Genomic DNA, 22267 nt, shown 5'->3' with positions numbered 1-22267 from the left:
AAATCATGCAAAAATATCTTTTCTATTTACTGTTTCCTTTACTGTTTCTTTCCTGCAAACAGAATGAAGAAAGCATTACAGGTGTTCAGTATATTAGTGAATGCAAGAAGATGGCTGCTTTTATTCAGTCAACCGGGTTTGACAAAAGAAGAACCGCATTCAGCACATCAGAAAGAAAAACAAAAGGTCTGGCACTGGTTGAATTTCCCCTTAATTCACAAATGCAAAAAGAATATACCAGCATCCAAGCTGGAAAATGGCAGGCGGTCTTGGCCCAATAGTTATTACAGAAGATGGCAGTGTGTTTGTTGCACCAATCCCGATTGTAAATGTTTTTGAAAATAAACCCGAGCAGCAGAATACAATTTATAAGGTAGATCCTGTAAGTGGTGAAATGAACGTATTCATTGAATTGCCACGTGCCAAAGAACCATCACCCGAAAACCCTTATGGCATTCTTGGTTTAGCTTACGATTGTGAAACTGGAATCCTGTTTGCATCAACAGTAAGCGGCAGTACCAGAACAGGTGAAGTGGGCCGCATTTACAGTATCCATGTAACAGACAAAGCCAAAATAATTGATCAAATTGACAATATTGATGCGATGGGACTTGAGCTTGTTTACTTTAATGAAAAGAAATCTCTTTTTTTTGGCGAAGCAAGAAGAAGTAATATTTTCTCTGTGAACATAGATGAAGATGGTCAATTTAAATCTAAACCTGTTTTTCAACTGAACCTTACAGGCTTTGGGCCAAGGGGTGATGACAAAGCAAGAAAACTGCGTTTTGATAAAAGCGGCAACCTTGTTGTATTTGGTGTTGAGTTCAATTACAATCTCATTGCTCCATCCGAAAAACAGGAAACCATATACAGCTTTCAATACAATATCACTTCGCAGAAATGGGAGAAACTAAATAAGAGTCCTGTAATGGGTGCTGAAGAATAAACTTACTTCATTCCAATCTTTTCCTTCAGCAAAATCCTTGCTGCATGAAGATCATCATCTTCTGTAAACGCATCTTTCGGAATAAGAAAGAAAGAACGTTCATCCACATACAGGTGAAAGAAGTTGGGAGTTTCTATAAAATAAGAAAAGTCTTTGTACTTCCAGTGCTTGGTTCCGTTTGCACTTTCAATATGCATGTATGTATCTAAAAAAGTAAGGTTAAATGCGTCACGGAATGTTTTAGCCCGGCTGTAAACTGTAAACGGAAGTATAAACCAGAAAGAGGCCATCAAACAAATCCAGAGAAAGGAGCTGAGTAAAAATGCAATGGGTGTAACTTTTTTCCAGAAAAACATTGCCGCAGCAAAAAGAGCAAACACATTTACCAGTATAATTAAAATGCGTATTTCCTTTTTTGAAATAAAGTGATACCGTAATGCCTGGATTACTTTTTTACGATCGTACCTGAAGGAAATGTTCATTTTACTTCTTTGAAGATTTTAAATCATTTTCACTAACCGTCCATTCGCCCAGCTTCTCTCCTTTTACACCAAAAAATTCAATGCTGAGTTTCCGCTGACCTCTGGCACCACTGAAATTAAACTTGCCATAGTTCTGTTTTTCGTCAATTCCCACAACACGGTAAGGATTATTTTTTTCAGCACCGCCAAACGTATGTGTACCTGCAGTTAATGGCGACACAGTAATATCATACAAAGGATACGTTCCTTCACGATTAACCTTAATTACTTCTGTATGATGCCTGTCGCCTGATAAAAATAAAACACCATTTATTTTATTTGCATACAGGAAATCCATCAACTCATTGTACTCCACAGGACAGTTGGCCAGCTTATCGAAAGGCGAAACAGGATTCAGTACCTGGCTTCCTGTAGCAATGATTTTAAATGAAGCTTTACTGTACAGCAAAGAGTTTTTGAGCCATCCCATTTGTTCCTTGCCCCACATTTTTTTGTCGGGGTTTGGTTTGCCGTTAACTGAATCAGCCATGTTATCTGCACTGCGCCACCAGCGGTCGTCCATCATAAACACATCCACATCACTGTAACTCATCATGGAATAAATGCCCTGTCCGTTAAAACCATAGGTTGTATTTAACCAGTAGTTTTTAAAAACCTCTCTTGACGTATTTTTAAGAATATAATTCTTGCCCATATCATTCGGCCCAAAATCATGATCGTCCCAAATAGCAAAATGAGAAGTAGTCTTTAGAAATTTTTGAAGCACTGGAATGGAACGGTCATGGCTGGCACGGTTCCATAATCCCCATTCATCAAAATAATCAACATCACGGGTGTACCAGTTATCGCCGAGCCATAACATAAACGCCGCTTTTTCTTTCGCCATACTTTCAAAAATGGATGAATCGCCGCCATATGGTTTACCCGGACGATCTACAGGTGGTTCATTGATATAAGCACAGGAACCTGTTAAGAAAGAGAAATCAGGAGCCGGTTTGCGCCACTGCCACAAATCCTTTGTGCTAAATGATCCATCTGCTTTTACAGGTTTTTTATTCAATGTATTGTTAATGATAAATTGATACTCGTAGGCCGTATTCATTTCAAGTGCCACAACATCAAATAAAAGCGGGGCAAACCAGGCATCAGGACTTGTTTTTTTCGTCAGTCGTTTGGCTTTTGCAATCTCTCCTTTTTTCCAGTACCATAAATCTGCACTGCTGCCGGGCTTCACTTCCACCCAGAGTTTTGCTGTTCTTAATTCAACTGGACCAAGCATTGGTCCGCTTACTAATTGTGCCTGTAAGACGTTTGTAAAAAAATCAGTACAGGCAGGTATACCAAACGATAAAAGCTTCTCATACATTCGTGTATATAAAGTTGGAGGAATGATTGTTGATCGGTGCAAAGTAAATAAAGTTTGGTGTAGGACAGGCTACCTTTTATGGATTCCTGTAACGTCAGTTCTGTTTTTCTTTTTGTCCTGCAGGGAGTCAATAACACCCCGGCAGGTTAGCCGTGGTTTTTATTACTGGAAAAGCAGGTTGGCTGTTTCTCAAAAAGAAAAAGCAGCATTAACGAATTTAAAAATCGGGAGATTGTATATTAAATTTTTTGATGTTGCCTGGAATGATGAACTCCAATCGGTACAGCCGGTTGCCAAACTTGACTTCGATACAGTTACTGTTCAGCAATTACTTCAACAGAGAATTCAATTCATCCCTGTTGTGTTTATCACCAATGAAAGTTTGCTGAAAATTGATTCTGCCGCAAGTATTGCCCTTGCACAAAAATTGTAAGACTTGCCGGTGATATGATACAAAAGCAACAACTTCCTCCGGCTGCTGAATTTCAACTCGATTGCGACTGGACAGTTTCAACAAAAAATAATTATTTTTTATTGGTGAAGGAAGTGAAGCGGTTAATTCGTGCAGACCATCTTTCTTTTGCTGACAGTGCTTTACTTTCTGCTACCATCCGCCTGCATCAGGTGAAATACAGAAGTAAGTCCGGTATTCCCGAAATTGATAAAGGTTTATTGATGTGCTATAATATGGGTAACCTCAAAAACCCTGCAACCAAAAATTCGATACTTGATACGGAAGAATTAAAAAAGTACTTAAATGGATTAAATAGCTATCCATTACCGCTTGATATCGCATTACCCCTCTTCAGCTGGACTGTGTACTTCAGCAACAATACCTACAAAGGTATCGTCAGTAATATTTCAAAGGATGAACTGACTGCTGCAGCCGGACAATGGAAAGACAACCTGTTTACTTTTTCAAAAGATACTGTGCTGAAAAATATTCCTTTTCAAAAGAATGATCAGCTCCGGCTGGAAGAAAGCACAAAGAATGAATTGTTACAGACAGCAAATTATGTTGCAGGAAAACTTTCTTCAAAAAACAAAACTCCTGTTGTTTTATTTTACCATTTAGATGAATTAATTTTAAATAAACACCCGCAACATGAACTGGAAACACTGTTTCACTGCTTTGATTAGTCTTGGTTTAATCTGCTTCCCGTATAATATTATCGGCTGCGGAGGAGGCGATGATCCTTATGATTATTATACTTCCTTCTTTTCACAAAGACTTAATGGCGATGAAAGTTTTCGTCCGTTTTATTACACAGGTTATCGTTTTCTGTACGATGAACTGGAACCGGTGAGTACAAAAGAAATTACCAGCGAAGAATGGGTTGGATATACAACAGGAAAAGCAACAAAAAAGGATGTTCAGCAATTTGTACTCAAGTACAATTACAAACAATTAAGCACACTCTACAATTATATCGAAAAAATCAATCACTCACACTGCCCGATTCAGTGAAAAGAAACAGTTTTACACAATGGTTTATTCAGAACAAAGACCTCGAAGCATTGGGTTATCTTATGTATGCCAAACAGGTTGAGCCCTTTGTTGTTGGTGATGAAGACATGTGGGCCGATGTAAACCGTGATGCAGAAAAAATGAAACGGCTTACAAAAAGCGGAATTCAACTATGGACAGCTGCAAAAAAAGATTTTATAAAACTCCGTTATGGTTACCAGGTAACCAGACTTGCACATTACAGTGAACAATATAAAGACTGCATTAGTTACTATGACACTTACATCAAACCTAATTCTACTGCAAGTGTTTTTCAGGATCTGGCAGTTGGATTAAAAGCCGGTGCATTAAAACATTTGGGGAAACGGGAAGAAGCTGCCTACAACTTCAGTCAACTGTTTGCAGGTAAAGGATTAAAACGCAGAAGTAACTATATCAGCTTTATTTTCAATACAAGAGATGAAGAACTGGGCGGCACAAAAAAAGAAAATGTATTACCCCTGTGTAAGAATAACAAAGAGAAAGCAAATGTTACAGCTATTTATGCCATGAGCAGTGTTGACAATAACCTGACGGAGTTAAAAGAAATTTATCAACTGGATCCTTCGTCACCATTACTTGAATTACTCACCATACGTGAAGTAAATAAACTGGAGGAAAAATATCTGCATCCTTCTATTCAAAAACTGAAAGGCAATAAGATTATGTACTCCTGGTCTTTAATGGGTGATGCTGCTAATCCAAATTATGACAGCGTGTATAATGAAAGTGAGCAGGAAGTAAAAGATCTGATCCAATTTTGTCACAGTATCGCTCAAGACAATAAAATTCCCAACCGTGGATTGTTTGAAGTAGCAGCAGCATACACTGCCTACATGGCAAAGGATTTAAAAAAGGCAAAAGAGTTATTATCGTCAGCAGAAAAATTAAACCTCAGCCCAGTTGTTAAAGATCAATGGATGCTGACGAATCTGCTTGTAACTATTAATGAGAAACAAACGATTGATGCAGCTTTTGAAGAACAGCTGCTTCCATCCATTCAATGGCTTGAAGGAAAAGCAAATAAAGACGAAGAATGGAAAAAGTTTTACCGCAATTTCTTCACAGAAATCATTGCACTGAAATATCATGCACAAAATGACATTCACAAAGAGGTACTCAGTATTGGCATAGCTGAAAAAATGCTGGGCAATTATTACAATTCGGCGATTACTTTCTTACGTACAAAGATGCACAGCAAAGCTTTGGAAAAGCTGCATGCCTTTATGCTGTCAAAATCACTGAATAAATGGGACAACTATCTTGTTAAGAATAATTCATTTTCAAAAGATGATGTGGCTGATATTGCAGGCACAGCATATATCCGTGAAAGTGACTGGGATAATGCAGATCGATGGTTGAAACAGATACCATCCGCCTATTATAAAACAGAAACCTATGCAACTTATCTCGCAGCAAATCCTTTTGCAGATTTGATATACGATACACATGCACCAACAAAGCAGGATACTGTTGTTTATACCAAGCTCCGCTTTGCACAAAAAATGAAACAGCTTCTGCAGCAAACAACAACAGGAACAGATCTGCAAAAAGCAAAAGCTTATTATCAAATGGCAAATGGTTTATACCAGTCAAGTTATTGGGGCAACAGCTGGATGCTGCAGGAATATGGGTGGAGCAGTAATGATGGATTAGATAATACATACAAAGAAGGCAGCTGGCAAAGAGAATACTTTGGTGTGTTTAAAGCCGAACAATTTTACCTGAAAGCAAAAGAACTATCAAAGGATGAAAACTTCAAAGCCCGCTGTATGTGGATGGCAGCGAAATGTTCGCAGAAACAACTGGTTGTTCCGGGTTATGAAGCATTCAGTAATTATGACCTGTATGAAAAAGCATCAGAACAATATGTAAAGGATATCAGGAAGAACAAATACTATTCAGCATTTGTAAAGGACTACAGCAAAACAAATTTTTATAAAGAAGCCTTCAACAGCTGCGTGTATTTGAAAGATTACATAAAAACAAAATAACCTGCGTTACATTTATCAGGAAGTACCCCATCGGGAAGCAGGGAATTGTCCTTATTTGAAAAATCATCCGGGTTCTTATAAAAAACTTGTCCGTTTACTCGAAAAAGTATAATATTCACACAATAAAAGTGATGAATGAAGTACACCGATTTTTTTTTCTGGCTTTCTTTTGCAGTTGTTTTTTATACGTTCCTTGGATATGGGATGCTCTTGGCTATTTTGGTAGCCATTAAAAAAATGTTTATGAAAAAAGGAGAAGCAGTAAACACATTGTTTCAACCCCCGTTAACACTGATTATACCCTGTTATAATGAAGCTGAGATTATTCCGGCTAAAATAAGTAATTCACAACAGTTAGACTACCCGGCTGATTTGTTAACCATTGTTCTTATTACAGACGGATCAAATGATCATTCCGGAGAGATCATGAAACAGTATCCAAATATTGAATGGCTGCATGAAAATAAACGGGCCGGTAAAACCACTGCCGAAAACAGGGCAATGAAATTTGTAAAAACTCCTTTTGTGATTTTTACTGATGCGAATACAATTCTCAACCGGGATGCATTGAAGAATATTGTAAAGCATTTTGCCGATGAACGGGTGGGCTGTGTTGCCGGTGAGAAAAGAATTATCTCTGCAGATGCTGACAGTGCAAGTTCATCAGGCGAAGAGATTTACTGGAAGTATGAATCTTTCTTAAAAAAAATGGAGGCAGAATTAAACAGTGCTATTGGTGCTGCGGGTGAGCTGGTTGCTTTCAGGACTTCACTTTATACTGAATTGCCGGATGATACATTGCTGGACGATTTTATGCAATCAATGCTGATTGCAGCAAAGGGAAATATCATTGCGTATGAACCGCAGGCATATGCATCTGAAACTGCATCTTCAAATATAAGCGAAGAATTAAAACGTAAGATCCGTATTGGTGCTGGAAGCTGGCAGGCAATGGTAAGGCTGACAGGTGTACTTAAGCTGACAAGAACTCCATTGCTTTATTTTCAATATTTCTCCCATCGGATTTTACGCTGGGCAGTGGCACCTTTCCTGTTACCGGCATTGCTTATATTAAATATTTTACTTGCAGTGGATGGACCCAATTTCTATCAGGGCTTACTGATCTTACAATTATTATTCTATGCAGTAGCTTTTGCCGGATATCTGCTTGAAAACAAAAAGATACCATTCAAACTGATTTTCATTCCTTATTATTTCTGTGTGATGAACTATGCTGTTATTGCAGGGTTGTTCCGGTTCTTATCCGGGAACCAACAAGCTGCATGGGAAAAAGCACAGCGAAAATCATTGCATAACTGACTTCGCCTATCAGCTTTCATCTGAATAGCAATCACTCTTTCTCTGTATAAAAGAAAATTGATTTAACCGTAAAAGGAATCATAAATAAACCGGTTTTTATCTTATCCGCAAACAGCGTTTACCATGACTTCTGTTTGCCGCCTCATAAGGCGTTACAGAACGTGTACAGGAGCTCAGAAAAATAATAGTAATAAGTGTAACTGAGTAGATGACAGATTTTTTCATTGATACGGATTTAGAAGGCTCAAAATAATTAATCACTGCAGATAAATCAAAAATCAGGCCATGTAATATGAAAAAATGAGTACATCTGCTTACTGATATTGTTTTAAAAAGGAAAATTACTCTGTAGAATTACGTAAAAATAAAACGCCCCGGAGAACCGGAGCGTTAATTATAGGAACCTCGATTGAGATTAATTTTTAAATTAACTGCAACCCATACTGTTACCGCAGTTTAAACATTTGTAACAGGTACCGCTTCTGATGGTAATATGTCCGCATGTATTACAGGCAGGAGCATCGCTTTGCATACTTCTTGCTGCCTGGTTCACTGCATCTAAACTGTTTTCAACTTTTACAGGATTCGTTACACGCTGTGTTTTTTGTACCTGTGGTGCAGGGTTGATAACACCTACCACTCTTACATCACTCAGTTCAGGTGTTTGTTTTTCGTATTCTAATCCCGTGGGAATATCATCCCAGTCATCCGTTCCTGTATTGCTGATTTCAGGTTTATCCAGCACATGAACTAAATCAGTACGACCTAAATATTCATACGATAAACAACGGAACATGAAATCTACAATAGAAGTAGTGCTCTTGATATTCGGATGATCTACCATACCGCTTGGTTCAAACTTGGTAAACACAAATTTCTCAACATATTCTTCTAAAGGAACACCATACTGCAAACCAACAGAAATAGCGATTGCAAAACTGTTCATCAATCCTTTCAGTGTACTTCCTTCTTTTGCAAGATCAACAAAAATTTCACCTAAAGTTCCATCACCATATTCACCTGTGCGGAGGAATACAGCCTGTCCATTGATTTTTGCTTTTTGTGTAAAGCCTCTGCGTTTGGCAGGAAGTTTTCTGCGTTCAACAATTCTTGCCAGGTCACGCTTTAGTTTTGTATCAGGTGATGCCTGAACACGTTTGCTCAATTCATCTAACAATTCTTCAACGGTAAGTTTCCCCATGTCAACCATCGGGCTGTCAGTAATAAATTCTTCATTTACTGCTGCTTCAGATTCGGTTGATGCTTTTTTCTTTGAATCGCTTTTTGTACTTAATGGCTGAGAAAGTTTTGATCCGTCACGATACAATGCACATGCTTTCAAACCTAACTGCCAGCTCATTAAATAGGCTTCGGCAATTTCTTCCACGTTTGCTTCGTTTGGAAGGTTGATGGTTTTTGAAATAGCACCGCTTAAGAATGGCTGTGCTGCTGCCATCATTTTAATATGACCGCTGTGGTGAATATAACGAACACCTTTCTTTCCGCATTTGTTTGCACAATCAAATACTGCATAGTGTTCCTGCTTTAAGAAAGGAGCACCTTCCATCGTCATGGTACCGCAGATATAATCATTTGCTTCAGCAATCTGTTCATCTGTAAAGCCTAATGCTTCCAGTAAGCTCCATTCAAAATCATTGTACTGCTCAGGTGTAAAACCTAAACGCTGTAAACACTCTTCGCCCAATGCATATTTATTAAATACAAATCCAATTTCAAATGCACTTGCAAGTGATGCTTCAATTTTCTTGATCTCTTCTGCAATAAATCCTCTTTCACTGAGTGATTGCGGATTAACATGAGGAGCACCATTTAAAGAAGCTGCACCTACTGCATATTTTACAATGGACTCACTTTCTTTAACACTGTATCCCATCTTCGCCAATGCTGCAGGAACTGACTGGTTGATGATTTTAAAATAACCACCACCACTCAATTTTTTAAACTTCACTAAAGCGAAATCAGGTTCAACACCTGTTGTATCGCAATCCATCACCAGGCCAATTGTTCCTGTTGGAGCAATTACAGTTGTCTGCGCATTACGGTATCCAAACTTTTCTCCCATTTCTACCGCATCGTCCCAGCTTTTGCAGGCACTCTTCAGTAAATAATCAGGACAGTATTGTGCTTTAATACCAAGTGGTTTAATGCTTAATCCTGTGTATGCATCTTCAGCATCGTAAGCAGCTGCACGGTGGTTACGCATTACACGTAACATATCTTCAGCATTCTCTTCGTAGCGTGGAAATGCACCGAGGAAAGAAGCCATCTCTGCCGATGTTTTATAAGAAATACCGGTCATGATTGCGGTTAATGCACCTGCAATACCACGGGCTTCTTCACTGTCGTAAGGAATACCCATTACCATCAGCATAGAACCGAGGTTGGCATAACCTAAACCGAGTGTACGGTAATCGTAAGAAAGCTGGGCAACTTCTTTTGACGGGAACTGAGCCATCAATACAGAAATTTCAAGAACAGCTGTCCATAAGCGGCATACATATTCAAAACCCTGTACATCGAAAGTTTGTGTTGCTTCATCAAACAAACGGCGAAGATTTACAGATGCAAGGTTGCATGCTGTATTATCGAGGAACATATATTCACTGCATGGGTTCGATGCATTGATGCGTCCGCCCTTTGGTGAAGTATGCCATTCGTTAATGGTTGTATCGTATTGTGTACCGGGATCTGCACAGCGCCATGCTGCATAAGCAATCTGGTTCCATACTTCCTGAGCAGGAATTTTTTTCATGGTGCGGCCATCTGTTCTTGCTTTCAGTTCCCAATCTTCACCCTTCGCTAATTTGTCGAAGAATTCGTTGGGTATACGAACAGAGTTGTTGCTGTTTTGTCCTCTTACTGTGCGGTATGCTTCACCTTCATAATCGTTTGAATAACCTGCGCTGATCAATGCACCTACTTTCTTTTCTTCTTCCACTTTCCAGTTGATGAAGTCCATGATTTCAGGATGATCTAAATCAAGGCAAACCATTTTGGCTGCACGGCGTGTTGTACCACCGCTCTTAATTGCACCGGCTGCACGGTCACCAATTTTTAAGAAGCTCATCAATCCACTTGATGTACCACCACCGCTTAATTTTTCACTTTCGCCACGAATAGTAGAGAAGTTCGTGCCAACGCCTGAACCGTATTTAAAGATCCTTGCTTCACGAACCCAGAGATCCATGATACCGCCATCATTCACCAAGTCATCACTTACACTTAAAATGAAGCAGGCATGTGGCTGAGGACGTTCGTAAGCTGATGTTGATTTCTTCAGCTCACCATCATTTGCATCAACAAAGTAATGGCCCTGTGGCTTTCCTTTGATGCCATAGCTTTCGTACAGACCTGTATTAAACCATTGCGGACTGTTAGGAACGCATAACTGATTTAAAATGCTGTACACTAATTCTTCATAAAAAACCTGTGCATCTTTTTCAGAAGCAAAGTATTCATTACGTTCTCCCCATACCCTCCAGCAATGGGCCATACGGTGAGCTACCTGTTTCGAAGATGCTTCTCTTCCCAAAGTACCATCAGGTTGCGGAACACCTGCTTTGCGGAAATATTTCTGTGCAAGAATATCTGTTGCAATCTGGCTCCAGTGACTTGGCACTTCCACATTATTCATTTCAAACACCACTTCTCCCGAAGGATTGCGGATAATAGAAGTACGGTAATCATACTCAAACAGGTCGAAGGGTGAAACGCCTTCTTTTGTAAACCGGCGGCCGAACTGAAGCCCCGGAGTTTGTTTCTTTTTGCTGGCCATATTAGAACTGTAAGTTTATTGGTTAGTAAGGTTAAGGAATCGTTAACCGACAGACTACGAAAATATTTTTTAGAGAGGTATGTTCAATACCCTAAATATTAACAGAGTGTGGAAATCGGGGGCAAACTCAATCCTGTACTGTATTTGCATGTGCAAAGCTTGTTTCCACAAAAAAAATCCGGAGAATAGAACAAGTTTTCTTGGTTTTTTCACAATATTTCCCATAGCCTTACTGGCATTGAATTTGGCGGCGGGAGCAACCGAAAATTGCACTAACGCTGAAACCTAAACGAAGTATTGACGGGTAGATTTCAGAAGGCTGATTTCGGGTAAAAACAACCCTTTTCGGTCGCCCGAAACAAAAACAGGTGAATTTGCAAATCCTCGGACATTTTTTTGCACTTTTGCATGAATCACAGATACTGTATGAAGCATCTTATTTATACCCAATTACTGGAAAAGAAGCAGAAAGGACAGAAGTCGTTTGCCGTTTTGATTGACCCTGATAAAGTGAACAAAGAATCGGTAGAACAACTGGTGAAATTGTCGGTTGATGCAGCTGTTGATTATTTTTTAGTAGGTGGAAGTCTGGTTATTTCCAACAGGCTGGATGAAGTTGTGCAGCAGATCAAGGCCCTTTGCGATATTCCCGTGATCTTATTCCCCGGCAGTCCTTCCCAGGTTAGTACATATGCAGATGGGTTATTATATTTATCGTTGATCTCCGGCCGTAACCCTGAATTACTCATTGGTCAGCATGTTATCTCAGCTCCTTTTGTTAAGCAAAGCGGACTTGAAATTATTTCCACCGGTTACATGGTGGTTGATGGCGGTGCGCCCACAACGGTGTCTTATATCAGCAATGCAGCCCCTTTACCTGCCGATAAAAATGAAATTGCCATGTGTACGGCCATGGCCGGCGAAATGCTGGGTATGAAAGTAATTTACATGGATGCAGGCAGTGGTGCTAAACGTGCCATTTCTGAAAGCATGATCCAGAGTGTGGCGCAGCAAATTGAAGCTCCGTTAATTGTTGGTGGTGGCATTCTTGATCCTGAAAAAGCATACCGCAATTGCAAAGCGGGTGCTGATGTAATAGTGATTGGCAACGCCATTGAAAAAGATGCATCCTTGATTAGGGAAATGGCTGCTGCGATACATAGCGTGCCGGTGAAAGCCTGATTTTATCTGCTTCTGTTAAGCTTCAGTTTTCATTAAAGTTTTAATCCCGGTTTCGTTTAACTCCACAAAAGCATAGGGGACAGAAGAAAGGAAATAGCAGCGATTAGAGTTAAATACTAACTTCTGTACATAATTCCGGTTTATGAAATGACTGCGGTCTGCTCTGATCAAAGGGCAATTCTTTAATTTTTCTTCCAGTTGTTTCAGGCTTTCTGTTACCAATTCATTTTTACCATCAGTCAGAAAAAATCGGGAGTAGTTTCCCTCTGCTTTGATATACACAATCTGCTCATGCTTTAAAAACAATTTACCTACTGCACAGGAAAAGTCAAGAATAGAGTTTTTATTTTGCTGCGCATCAACCCTCTCAATATTATTAGCAGCTTCCTTAGTTTCCATCCGTTCTTTTACTTTCTGAATAGCTTCCTCCAGTTCTTCTTTCAAAATTGGTTTCAGTAAATAATCAACAGCCGACAAATACATGGCTTTGCGGAAATAATCTGTATGATTATAGGCAGTTGTAATAATTACATGTGCATTAATCTTTGCTTCTCTCAACACCTGCAGTAATTCCATACCACTTTTACGGGGCATCTCAATATCAAGGAACAGCAGATCGGGCTTGTGAATAACAATCTTTTCCAGGGCTTCCTCTGCATTTTCACAAAGAGCCGCTACATCAATTTCAGGAAATGATTTCTGAAGTTTGCTGTAAAACGATTCCCTTACTTTATACTCATCTTCAATAATAATGGTTTTGATTTTTTTCATGTGTTCATTTTTATTGACTCTTTAGTCACATAGTATATCCAAAAAAATTATCATCGCTGTTTGTATATCACGATGGCTATCAGGATAGCTTGATACTTTTTTTGGATATTTCATAGCTCGTATCTGTATTCATCAGGAATGAAAACAGAAAAACAGGTGCCGGTTACTGCCCCGTTTTCATCTGTAAGGTCCAGCACAGTTTGCCTGATTTTATTTTTATTTTGTTGATTATACAATTCAATCTGCCTGGCTAATATTTCTAAACCCTGCCTCGTACTTACACCATTTGCCTGCTTTGCAGCTGCACGCCCTATCCCGTTATCAGAAACAGATAACAATACACCCTGTGCTTTTACCACTGCTTCAATCTTTAGAGTGCCCTGTTCTGTTTTATTCTTTATTCCGTGTTTTATTGCATTCTCTGTAAATGTATGCAGCACCATATTCGGAATAAGAATTTGAGTATTTACGTTTTCGTCAACAGCAATTGAATAGTTTAAATGTTCTTCAAATCGCAACTTTTCCATTTCAAGATACAGTCTTACATAATTAAGTTCTTCCTCCAATGTTCTTGCCGACTTATCGCTATCCATTAATGTAATATTATGCAACCTGCTCAAAATAGCAAGGTATCGAGACGCATTTTCTGTATCGCCTTTTTCTATATAAAAATCAATATTAGCAAATGCATTGCCACTGAAATGAGGTAATGCTTTACTCCGTATAGCTTTCAACTGCAATTCATTAATCAGCTTTGACCGTTCTGTTTCTTTTCGTTTACGCTGCATCAGCCACCAGGTAATAAACGCAACGCCTGCTATGCTGAATAAAACAGCCATCATTTTAAATAACAAGGTTTCGTACCACCAGGCCGGCAATGTTACAGGAAGGGCCGATGTTACAGCACTCCAGCTAACAGCATCTGTTGAACTTTGCACTTCAAATATATAAGTACCCGGTTTTAAATTGCCGTATACTGCATTCCCGTTTGCAGCAGGTTTGCTCCAGTTAGTATCCAATCCTTTTAACCGGTGACGGTAAACCAGGTTGTCATAATTGTTCATGGCAGCTGTTCCGAATTCATACCTGAGATTACGGAATGATTGGTTCACATGAAAAGAACCTGCATAAGCCGTATCAGTTAACAGAACACTGCTATCTTTTTTACCTGCAGCACTGACCATTAAAATAACAGGCTTGTTAAATAAAGTTGTTTGAGCTAATAATTTATCAGGCCAGAAACGGATAACCTTATCGCTGCAGGGCCACCAGATACTGCCATCCGTTTCATGAACAAAAGAATTCTGTCCGCCCTCAGTTGTAATAAAACCACTGCCGGCATCATATCGATGATACAGTTCCTGTCCGGTTTTATAAAATGTTTCCAGGTCGAGAAAAATCAATTCAAAGCCTCCGCCAATTACCAGCCACTTTTTTTTCCATGTGGTGAGAGATAACACTAACTGCCTGCCGGGAAAATGTTGCATTGTATAAGCAGAATCATTTTTAATACAGGTAAGCTGTTGCGGCATTCCTAACCAAAGGCTTCCCCAACTATCAGTAACTGAACTCATGACCCTTGCATTCTCAGTACCTTTTAACGCCTGCCATTTTCCGTTCTTTAAAATACAGGCCGCACCCCTGCCTGTTATAATTGGATTATTCTGCAAATCCTGAGTTATAGCAAGAATAGTCTGCAAACCAAACTGCGGGCATTTGAAAATGGTATCTAACTGCAGTGTTTTAAGATTCAGCGAAAAAGAAACGTGTGCTTGCTGATGAGTACCCGCTGGTTGATGGTATCTTCCCATGCAGCGTACACTTCCGAACCTTTCCCCAGTAAATAATATGGAATTAGTTTTTTTCTTTCAGATAATAAAAGCCCATACTTGTCGGCAGAATAACAGCGCCATTATGTAATCCTATTGCACCATAACTTCCCTTTGTCATTCGCTCCGGCAAAGCAGGCTTACTTAATTGCTCCAGCTTTTCCCATGTTTTATTTTGATCCCTGCTTACCCAAAAACCCTTGTCATAACTGGCATAGTAATAACTTCCATCCTTTGCTTTAGTCATGCTCCATATTGCATCCAAAGTGCCCGGCTGAACATTAAACTGTAATTCCTGAAACCCAAAACGGTAAAAACAATACAAGCCATTTTCTGTACCAACCCACAGATTGTTTTCTTTATCCTTAATAGAATAAACCATCTGCGACAGCTTTCCCAGATTAGCTTTTTCAGTCCTGTTTTTTAAAATCAGTTCCTGGTTCTCATTGCTGTAAATTGTTTGGAAGCTGTCAACCTGGTTTAAATACCGTGCATGATGATCAGTCACCGGTTCATCTAATCCGTTAAACTTCCTTATAAGCTGAAGCTTTTTATTTTCAACAATTACATCCAATAATACTGAATGATCACTATTTGCATAAAAACGAAGCCGGGGTGATTGCGAATAATTGAAATTTGTGAATGCGATATTGAAATTCCTTGTCTCTATCAACTGGTTGAGATGATACAGGTGGAAAGTACCCGGTTTGTTTTGGTAAATATCATAATCTGCTGTAATAATATATCCTTCAGATGTTACTTTGCTTACCCACCATTGCGGCAGCCATATTTCTTTTGTAATCCTGTGCTTTTTCAGATCATATACAGCAACTACAGATTTCTTTAAATACTTGTCATCAGAAAAACTGTTTACATAAAATATCAGCTTATCTGCCTCATAAGAAGTGAATCCGTAAAGAGCAGTGGCATTCCAGCGCTTTGGTGTTTGAATCGTTTCAATCACATCACCACTAATGATATTGAAACGCACTACCTAGCCAACTTACTACGATATCACCATCCAGGTAATTCCGCAATTTGAATTACTTGCTTTCCTCCTGTCCCCTCTTTTGGGGTAAATACTTTAAACTTTTTACCATCCCATCTTGCCACTCCGAATTTTGTACCAACCCATACAAACCCTTTGCTGTCGCAAAACAGATAGGTAATCTGTATCTGCGGCAAACCATCTGCAATAGTGAAATGTTTTGAAGTGTATTTTGGTTGTTACCTTACCGTTTTGCAAAGGCTGACTGCAAATTGATTGCAGGTAAAAAATAAAAAAGAGAATTGCACACAGCCTCATGCGTTAAAATTAATCGCTCAGTGGATTAAAAAAAATTGTTTTTCAAAAGTTAGCAACGGCCTTGGGGATCAGGTATGCCATATTTTGGAAGTATGGCATACCTAAACAGCTTAATGCCCTACAATTATCTTCTCTGCTCCCATTAATTTCTTTTGTTGAATACTGTAAAGAAGAACCAAACAAACACCTGCGTGTGTTATTCTGTAATGCTAAATACCCCTTTTTACTAGTAATATTGGAGCTTTGTGCTATTACCATTTTAGCACAATTTCAACTATAACCTTAGAAAATGTTTTTTCATTTCCCCAATTAATTAAACAACTCTTTGCAGAATATTCTTGAACCTGGCTTTCACTATCGCAATTCTCGTCAAACACAATCCAAGACCAATTATTCTTAAAAGCTTTGCTAAAGTCACGTTTGTCACAAGGGTAATAAAAATAGTCGCTTTTCTGAGAGCAGTCACAAGACTTGTAATATGCTATTTTCGTAATAAAAAGAACCTGTACTATAGCCGTTCTGCTTTTTATATCCCTAAAATTTGCTGGCGCTTGTATTAGCAGTGGTTGCGAAGTTGCTGAACGTACACTTGTATTTTGCGGTATCACCTTTGAAAATCTATAAAATACGTTTACTCCGTCAATTGGTTTTGTTGAAAAAGTTGCTAAGTCAGAAATGATTTGAATAGTATTTGGAAATTGTTGATATATCTCAATATCAGAGCCGTCATACACTTTTCCATTCTTTGCAGTAAAAGGGACTGTCAAAACAGCAATATCATTGTTATTGTCATCAACGTTTTCCCTCCATCGCCAAGAGTTGAACTTTATAAACCAATTCATGTCAGGTATTCCGTCCGAATTTAAGTCCTTGTCTAAAAACAATGTATCGCTACTGAAGGGTTTACTGTTAACAGTGAAAGGCTTGATCTTTACTGTTTGATTGAAATACCACTCTTTGTTGAGTCCATTTGAAAATCCAAAGTCAAACTGCCCCCCTTTGATACTTTGGGAAAATCCAAATGAAGAGAAAAGCACTAAGCTCAAAAAGAGTGAAATATTTGCTCTGAACATATGATTGTATTTTAATTTTTGAATATGAAATTCTACACTACTGTTAAAACTGGATTCTTTCGTTTAATAGAATCAACACTCAATGGTGAAATACTTGAAAGTTTAGCCAACCTCCACGCTGCCTATTGTGACAGTCTGAGCATTAGGCAAAAAGGGTTATAAAGTATTAATAGTCTCCTCATGCCTTACAAGTATTTCTGCATTGAGGCAAGTGCAAAATCTTTTGCAGATCATTGTTTAGATGTGTAAAGCGAGCCAATTTCATTGTTTGTTAAAACTCTGTTGTATATTCTTACCTGATCAATATTGCCATTAAACCTTGTGTAGGTATCAAGACCCCAATGACGTGCTATTGCTGCTACATTTCCACTCACAGTCTTCACAGCATTTAATTTTGTACCTTCTAAGACGCCATTCTGATATGCACGAAGTGTACCATTATCAAAAACTAATGTATACATCTGAAAGGCACTGACATTCGCTGCATTAAATGGTATTGATATTACAGAATTACTTGAACTAGCAAATCTGATTTCATTTGCGTAATGGCCGATTAAAACAGAACCACCCTGGTCACTACCAAATGATATATACGCTTCGCCATCCGGATGTAATAAAGATTCTTCTTTCACCCAAATGTTTAATGAGAATGCGTTCATTGAATTAAATTGAAGCATGGGTAGAAGAACATGGTCGCCTAAAGAACCTTCACACCACCCATAGTTACATCTGCCTGTAAGTTTTATTGATTGCCCTGAAATACCTGTTGCAAAAGTTGGAGTATTCATTAAAGTTCCATTATTGTTATTTCCACTTTCATCATTGGCATTATTATTAAAAGGGTAGTAGGCAATAAGGTTAGTATTGAGTAAGATAGAGGGTGAATAAAGTGGGACAATAAATTTTGACAACTCCCATTCTATCAATTTTGCTTCAGCCTTACATTCTAATATTTTGTAATTAAAAACATCCACATACGCTTTTGCATAAACATCTATTCCTGCTTTCAGTGAAACATTAACAGTCATTGGAGTAGTGCTTAGAACTGCCCCAGCACTGATTTTACTATATATTGAAGCTCCTATTTCAACAGCTACTTCTTTCAGATCATAAAACTTACCCTTTAACTTAGTGGTAACCCCAGCTTTGAATTCACCACTAATACTGAAGGTGTGTTTTAAATCTGGCACATCTTCTTCAGTACTTTCCTCATTACGCCAGTAATTTTTTTTTGGATCTCCATTATATTCGTCATAAACCATCTTCCTCTCAGAAACTTTTGAATATTTAAAAAGATCTCCTTCATATTTAATACCGCCCTCTAATTTCATAAATGGCTCGATATCTACTTCAGGAGTAATTGAAACAGGAATTACAGTCCCTGGTATAGTAAACAAAATTGGTTTGAATTTTTGAGTATAAAACGGAGTTTTTTTCCATAAGCTATCCCCATTTAATGATGCCTCAAGTTCAAGCTTTGAAGAAACTTCAGAGCTACTTTTTATCCCATACTTTAAATACTTTATTCTATTTTCCTTGATAATTATACCAAACAAAAGATCATTTCGTAAAGAAATGTCCGTAACCAATTTTGCTGCAATTTTTCCCGCACTTAGAGGAGATTCGTACTCCAATTCGTTTGCAAAGCTGAATTGTATACCATTATTAATTGTTCCAAAATTTACTGACCGACCATTAAAATCAACTATAACATCTGTATTATTATCTAAGTTTGTTGCTTTATCTTTTAACATAAGCTCCTCCCATATATCAGTTAAAAATGCAGGAGTGGTATTAATAGTTGCAACGCTTCCCGCACCATAGTCGATGCTTACGACTTTCCTAGCAAAACCATATTCGGAAACCCCGTGTAAGGGTGGCGAAACCAGTACCGTGCCTGGTTCAACTTTAAATGAAGGCTGTTGCTTTGGATTGCCTGTACGCAAACCAGCTAATGTTTTCAATATAATTGTATTGCTGTCAACCGAAATGATATTTTTTGCTGTATTCCCATCAAAAACCACTACTGTTTCTTTTAACTTCCCATGATCAGGCTCTGAAAAAGGGGAATTAGCATCCGATTTCGTACTTGCTTTTCTACAAGAACTTGCTATAATGATAGTGATAATAACAGTGAAAACTTTCATCATTAAAAAGGGTTTTAGTTTTCGGTAATTTCAAAAATTTCCTATTACCTACTCGCCATATTTATCAATTGTTTTACGAACTACATCATTTTTTTGATGAGCTTGATGTTTTAAGTGTTCAGTAAAATGTATTGAAATGAGAATAGTTGGAGTTGCGTTAAATATCGTACCCTATTTTAATATTCTAAGAATGAAAAATCATACAGGTTTTACCACATATTTACACTTTACTTGACAAAGCCATATACCCAAAAATCTCATTATCACCATTCAGTTTACACGATCGCAAAGCAGGTGCTGATGTAATAGTCATTGGTAATGCCCATTGAAAAAGATGCATCGCTGATTAAGGAAATGGCAGCTGCGATACATAGTGTGCCGGCGAAAATCTAACGCAGGTCTTCCACCTTCACCCTTGTTGGTGAATCTTCTCCCTTAATGATAGTTTTTGCACTAATGGCAATTGATTTAATGATCATAGCCATATTCTCCATGTCCAAGGTTTCAACCTGATCAGATACTTTATGATAATTGGGTTCACTGTCCATCTTGGATGTGGAGATCGTATGAGCTGGCACACCCAATCTTGCAAGTGTTGCGTTATCTGACCGGTAAAATAAATTTTGTGTGGGATAAGGATCGGGATAAAATGTAAATGCAGTTCCGGTAAGGTTTTTTTGCAGGATTGTTCCCATATCTGTTTTTTCATACCCGGTGATGTAAGCAGAATTTTTACCCCACTTACTTTCTGTACCAATCATTTCAATATTGAACATCGCTGCTACATTCGCCGGATCAAACTGCCTGGAAAAATATTGTGCTCCATACCCACCCGATTCTTCTGCTGTAAATGCAGCAAACACAATAGTGCGTTCATTGTTTTTAATTTTTGCGAAATATTTCGCCAGCATAATTACAGCAGTTGTTCCTGCTGCATCATCATTAGCACCGTTGTAAATTGAATCTCCGTTTACAGGTTTGCCAGTTCCTAAATGATCATAGTGACCGGAAAAGATAACGTACTCATTTTTTTTACTTTTCCCTGGTAATATGCCTACCACGTTTGCCAGTTTCTGTTCGGTTATTTCATGCTTTGCTTCTACTGTAAATGCAGATGGATTAACTACTGTTAATACAAACACAACACTATTCTCCGATTTAAACATTCCTCTTTTGAAGGAAGCAAGCCTGCTGAAGTTTTTTGAAAAACTGGTATCAACCAAAACGAAATAATTTTTACCTGAACGCACAAACTTCTGTGCTTCAGAAAAAATATTCTTTCCTGCACTGATCGTTACTTTTTCAAATCCTGATTTTTCATTCACTGAAATTTCCGGTTGAGTTGTAATGACAACAACATTTTTTGCATCAATTTCCTGTCCATCAATTTTGCAGGATGTACTGACAGGTTTTGCTGATACAATTGAAAACTCCTGCCTGAAACTGCTCCTGTTGTTCCCCGCCTGCTTATTCCAGTCGGGCGGGCATGTCTGTAACCCTGCAGCTTTAAATTCAGCAGCTATAAAATCCGCAGCTTTGTCAATTTCCGGACTGAAGATTCTTCTGCCCCGCATATCATCTGCTGCCAGTACTCTTTCAATCCGTTCAACTTCTTTGGCATTGATGATGCGGTTCAGTTTTTTTTGCGCCAATAAAAAAGAGGTTATTGAAATCAATAACCCCGTAACAAAAATTTTCTTCATGATATAACTTATTATCAGTATTCGTTTTTTGTTTGATGAAACAGATGCGCTCAAGTTTACAAACTCATCATCTCCTTAAACTTCACTGCCTGCCTTCTGCTTACTTCAATCTTATCACCACCATGAATTTCAAGCAGCAATCCACCGTTGAAATATGGTTCTACTTTTTCAATCATACGCAGATTCACAATATGTTTACGGTTGGCACGGAAAAAGATTTTTTCATCCAGTCGTTCTTCCAGTGCATTCAGTGATTTTAAAATGAGTGGCTTGTTAGGCCCGAAAAATACTTTCGCATAATTGCCTACGCTTTCAAACAAACGGATATCACTCAGCTTCACAAACCAGCAGCGTTCACCATCTTTTACAAATACCTGGTCGTTTTCACTGAGCATACTGCGGTTGGTAGAAACAGGTTCACCATCAACAGTTTCCCGTTCATCTTCTTCCAGTTTATGCAATGCATCAGCCAAACGCTTGGGTTCAATTGGCTTGAGTAAATAGTCCAGTGCGTTCACTTCAAATGCACGTAATGCATATTCATCATAAGCTGTTGTAAAAATCACTTCAGGCGTACGATCCAGTTCACTCAGTAAATCAAATCCTGTTTTACCCGGCATTTGTATATCCAGGAAAATCAGGTCAGGATTCAGTGCTGCAATTTTCTGTAACCCTTCATCTACATTCGATGCTTCATCAATCACTTCTATTTCAGGGAACTCAGTGAGTAACTTTTTCAGTTCATTTCTTGCCAATCGTTCATCATCAATGATGATTGCTCTTTTGTTCATACAGCTTATGTTTATTTCTGTCAATTTTTTCTATCCTGATTTAGAGAAAGGAGC

General features: G+C 38.4%; 18 protein-coding genes. 8 read left to right on the top strand and 10 right to left on the bottom strand.

What is annotated here, in order from left to right:
- The first annotated feature begins 5 nt into the window (after positions 1-5).
- Both IPK31_10755 and IPK31_10750 read left to right on the top strand, forming a co-directional pair.
- A complete protein-coding gene (locus tag IPK31_10755; protein MBK8088378.1) occupies positions 6-281 on the top strand; it encodes a hypothetical protein in 276 nt (91 codons plus the stop codon).
- Positions 257-946, top strand: a complete 690-nt coding sequence (locus IPK31_10750) for a hypothetical protein (protein MBK8088377.1) — start codon at positions 257-259, stop codon at positions 944-946. Before IPK31_10755 ends, IPK31_10750 begins: the two co-directional genes overlap by 25 nt.
- 2 nt (positions 947-948) lie before the next feature.
- On the opposite strand, the gene IPK31_10745 is transcribed toward IPK31_10750, so the two are convergent.
- Together IPK31_10745 and IPK31_10740 are read right to left on the bottom strand one after the other, a co-directional pair.
- A complete protein-coding gene (locus tag IPK31_10745; protein ID MBK8088376.1) occupies positions 949-1428 on the bottom strand; it encodes a YcxB family protein in 480 nt (159 codons plus the stop codon).
- A 1-nt stretch (position 1429) separates the two neighbouring features.
- The gene (locus IPK31_10740; GenBank protein MBK8088375.1) at positions 1430-2836 is read right to left on the bottom strand and encodes an alkaline phosphatase family protein; all 1407 of its coding nucleotides are present in this window, start codon (positions 2834-2836) and stop codon (positions 1430-1432) included.
- A 190-nt stretch (positions 2837-3026) separates the two neighbouring features.
- On the opposite strand from IPK31_10740, the gene IPK31_10735 reads away from it, so the two are divergent.
- From IPK31_10735 to IPK31_10715, 5 genes are all read left to right on the top strand, one after another.
- Positions 3027-3227 carry a hypothetical protein gene (locus tag IPK31_10735; protein ID MBK8088374.1) on the top strand — a complete coding sequence of 67 codons (201 nt, stop codon included), beginning with the start codon at positions 3027-3029 and terminating at the stop codon, positions 3225-3227.
- A 14-nt stretch (positions 3228-3241) separates the two neighbouring features.
- Positions 3242-3934, top strand: coding sequence for a hypothetical protein (locus IPK31_10730; protein ID MBK8088373.1), 693 nt, complete (start codon positions 3242-3244; stop codon positions 3932-3934).
- A complete protein-coding gene (locus IPK31_10725) occupies positions 3900-4262 on the top strand; it encodes a hypothetical protein (protein ID MBK8088372.1) in 363 nt (120 codons plus the stop codon). Before IPK31_10730 ends, IPK31_10725 begins: the two co-directional genes overlap by 35 nt.
- Positions 4259-6295, top strand: a complete 2037-nt coding sequence (locus IPK31_10720) for a hypothetical protein (GenBank protein MBK8088371.1) — start codon at positions 4259-4261, stop codon at positions 6293-6295. Before IPK31_10725 ends, IPK31_10720 begins: the two co-directional genes overlap by 4 nt.
- 135 nt (positions 6296-6430) lie before the next feature.
- Complete coding sequence (locus tag IPK31_10715; protein ID MBK8088370.1) at positions 6431-7615, top strand: glycosyltransferase family 2 protein; 1185 nt, start codon at positions 6431-6433, stop codon at positions 7613-7615.
- Positions 7616-8042: 427 nt separating this feature from the next.
- On the opposite strand, the gene IPK31_10710 is transcribed toward IPK31_10715, so the two are convergent.
- Positions 8043-11411 carry a vitamin B12-dependent ribonucleotide reductase gene (locus tag IPK31_10710; protein MBK8088369.1) on the bottom strand — a complete coding sequence of 1123 codons (3369 nt, stop codon included), beginning with the start codon at positions 11409-11411 and terminating at the stop codon, positions 8043-8045.
- A gap of 426 nt (positions 11412-11837) precedes the next feature.
- Between IPK31_10710 and IPK31_10705 the strand changes: the two genes are divergently transcribed.
- Positions 11838-12593: a geranylgeranylglyceryl/heptaprenylglyceryl phosphate synthase gene (locus IPK31_10705; GenBank protein MBK8088368.1), complete on the top strand. Its 756-nt coding sequence runs from the start codon at positions 11838-11840 to the stop codon at positions 12591-12593.
- A gap of 15 nt (positions 12594-12608) precedes the next feature.
- Here the strand turns inward: IPK31_10705 and IPK31_10700 are convergent, their stop codons facing one another.
- The 7 genes from IPK31_10700 to IPK31_10670 form a co-directional block, all read right to left on the bottom strand.
- On the bottom strand, positions 12609-13364 hold the full coding sequence (locus IPK31_10700) for a response regulator (GenBank protein ID MBK8088367.1): 756 nt from the start codon (positions 13362-13364) through the stop codon (positions 12609-12611).
- A gap of 110 nt (positions 13365-13474) precedes the next feature.
- Positions 13475-15175, bottom strand: coding sequence for a histidine kinase (locus IPK31_10695; GenBank protein MBK8088366.1), 1701 nt, complete (start codon positions 15173-15175; stop codon positions 13475-13477).
- A gap of 43 nt (positions 15176-15218) precedes the next feature.
- On the bottom strand, positions 15219-16184 hold the full coding sequence (locus IPK31_10690; GenBank protein MBK8088365.1) for a hypothetical protein: 966 nt from the start codon (positions 16182-16184) through the stop codon (positions 15219-15221).
- Positions 16185-16750: 566 nt separating this feature from the next.
- Positions 16751-17572 (bottom strand): hypothetical protein, encoded by an 822-nt coding sequence (locus IPK31_10685; protein MBK8088364.1) that lies wholly within the window; start codon positions 17570-17572, stop codon positions 16751-16753.
- A 230-nt stretch (positions 17573-17802) separates the two neighbouring features.
- Complete coding sequence (locus IPK31_10680) at positions 17803-19722, bottom strand: LamG domain-containing protein (GenBank protein MBK8088363.1); 1920 nt, start codon at positions 19720-19722, stop codon at positions 17803-17805.
- 386 nt (positions 19723-20108) lie between these two features.
- On the bottom strand, positions 20109-21422 hold the full coding sequence (locus IPK31_10675; GenBank protein MBK8088362.1) for a M20/M25/M40 family metallo-hydrolase: 1314 nt from the start codon (positions 21420-21422) through the stop codon (positions 20109-20111).
- Between the two features lie 56 nt (positions 21423-21478).
- Complete coding sequence (locus IPK31_10670) at positions 21479-22213, bottom strand: response regulator (protein MBK8088361.1); 735 nt, start codon at positions 22211-22213, stop codon at positions 21479-21481.
- Between the last annotated feature and the right edge of the window lie 54 nt (positions 22214-22267).

The sequence above is a fragment of the Chitinophagaceae bacterium genome (assembly GCA_016713085.1).
GTDB lineage: Bacteria > Bacteroidota > Bacteroidia > Chitinophagales > Chitinophagaceae > Lacibacter.
Note: the sequence above shows the minus strand (reverse complement) of the source record. Positions and strands in the feature narration are given on the sequence as shown.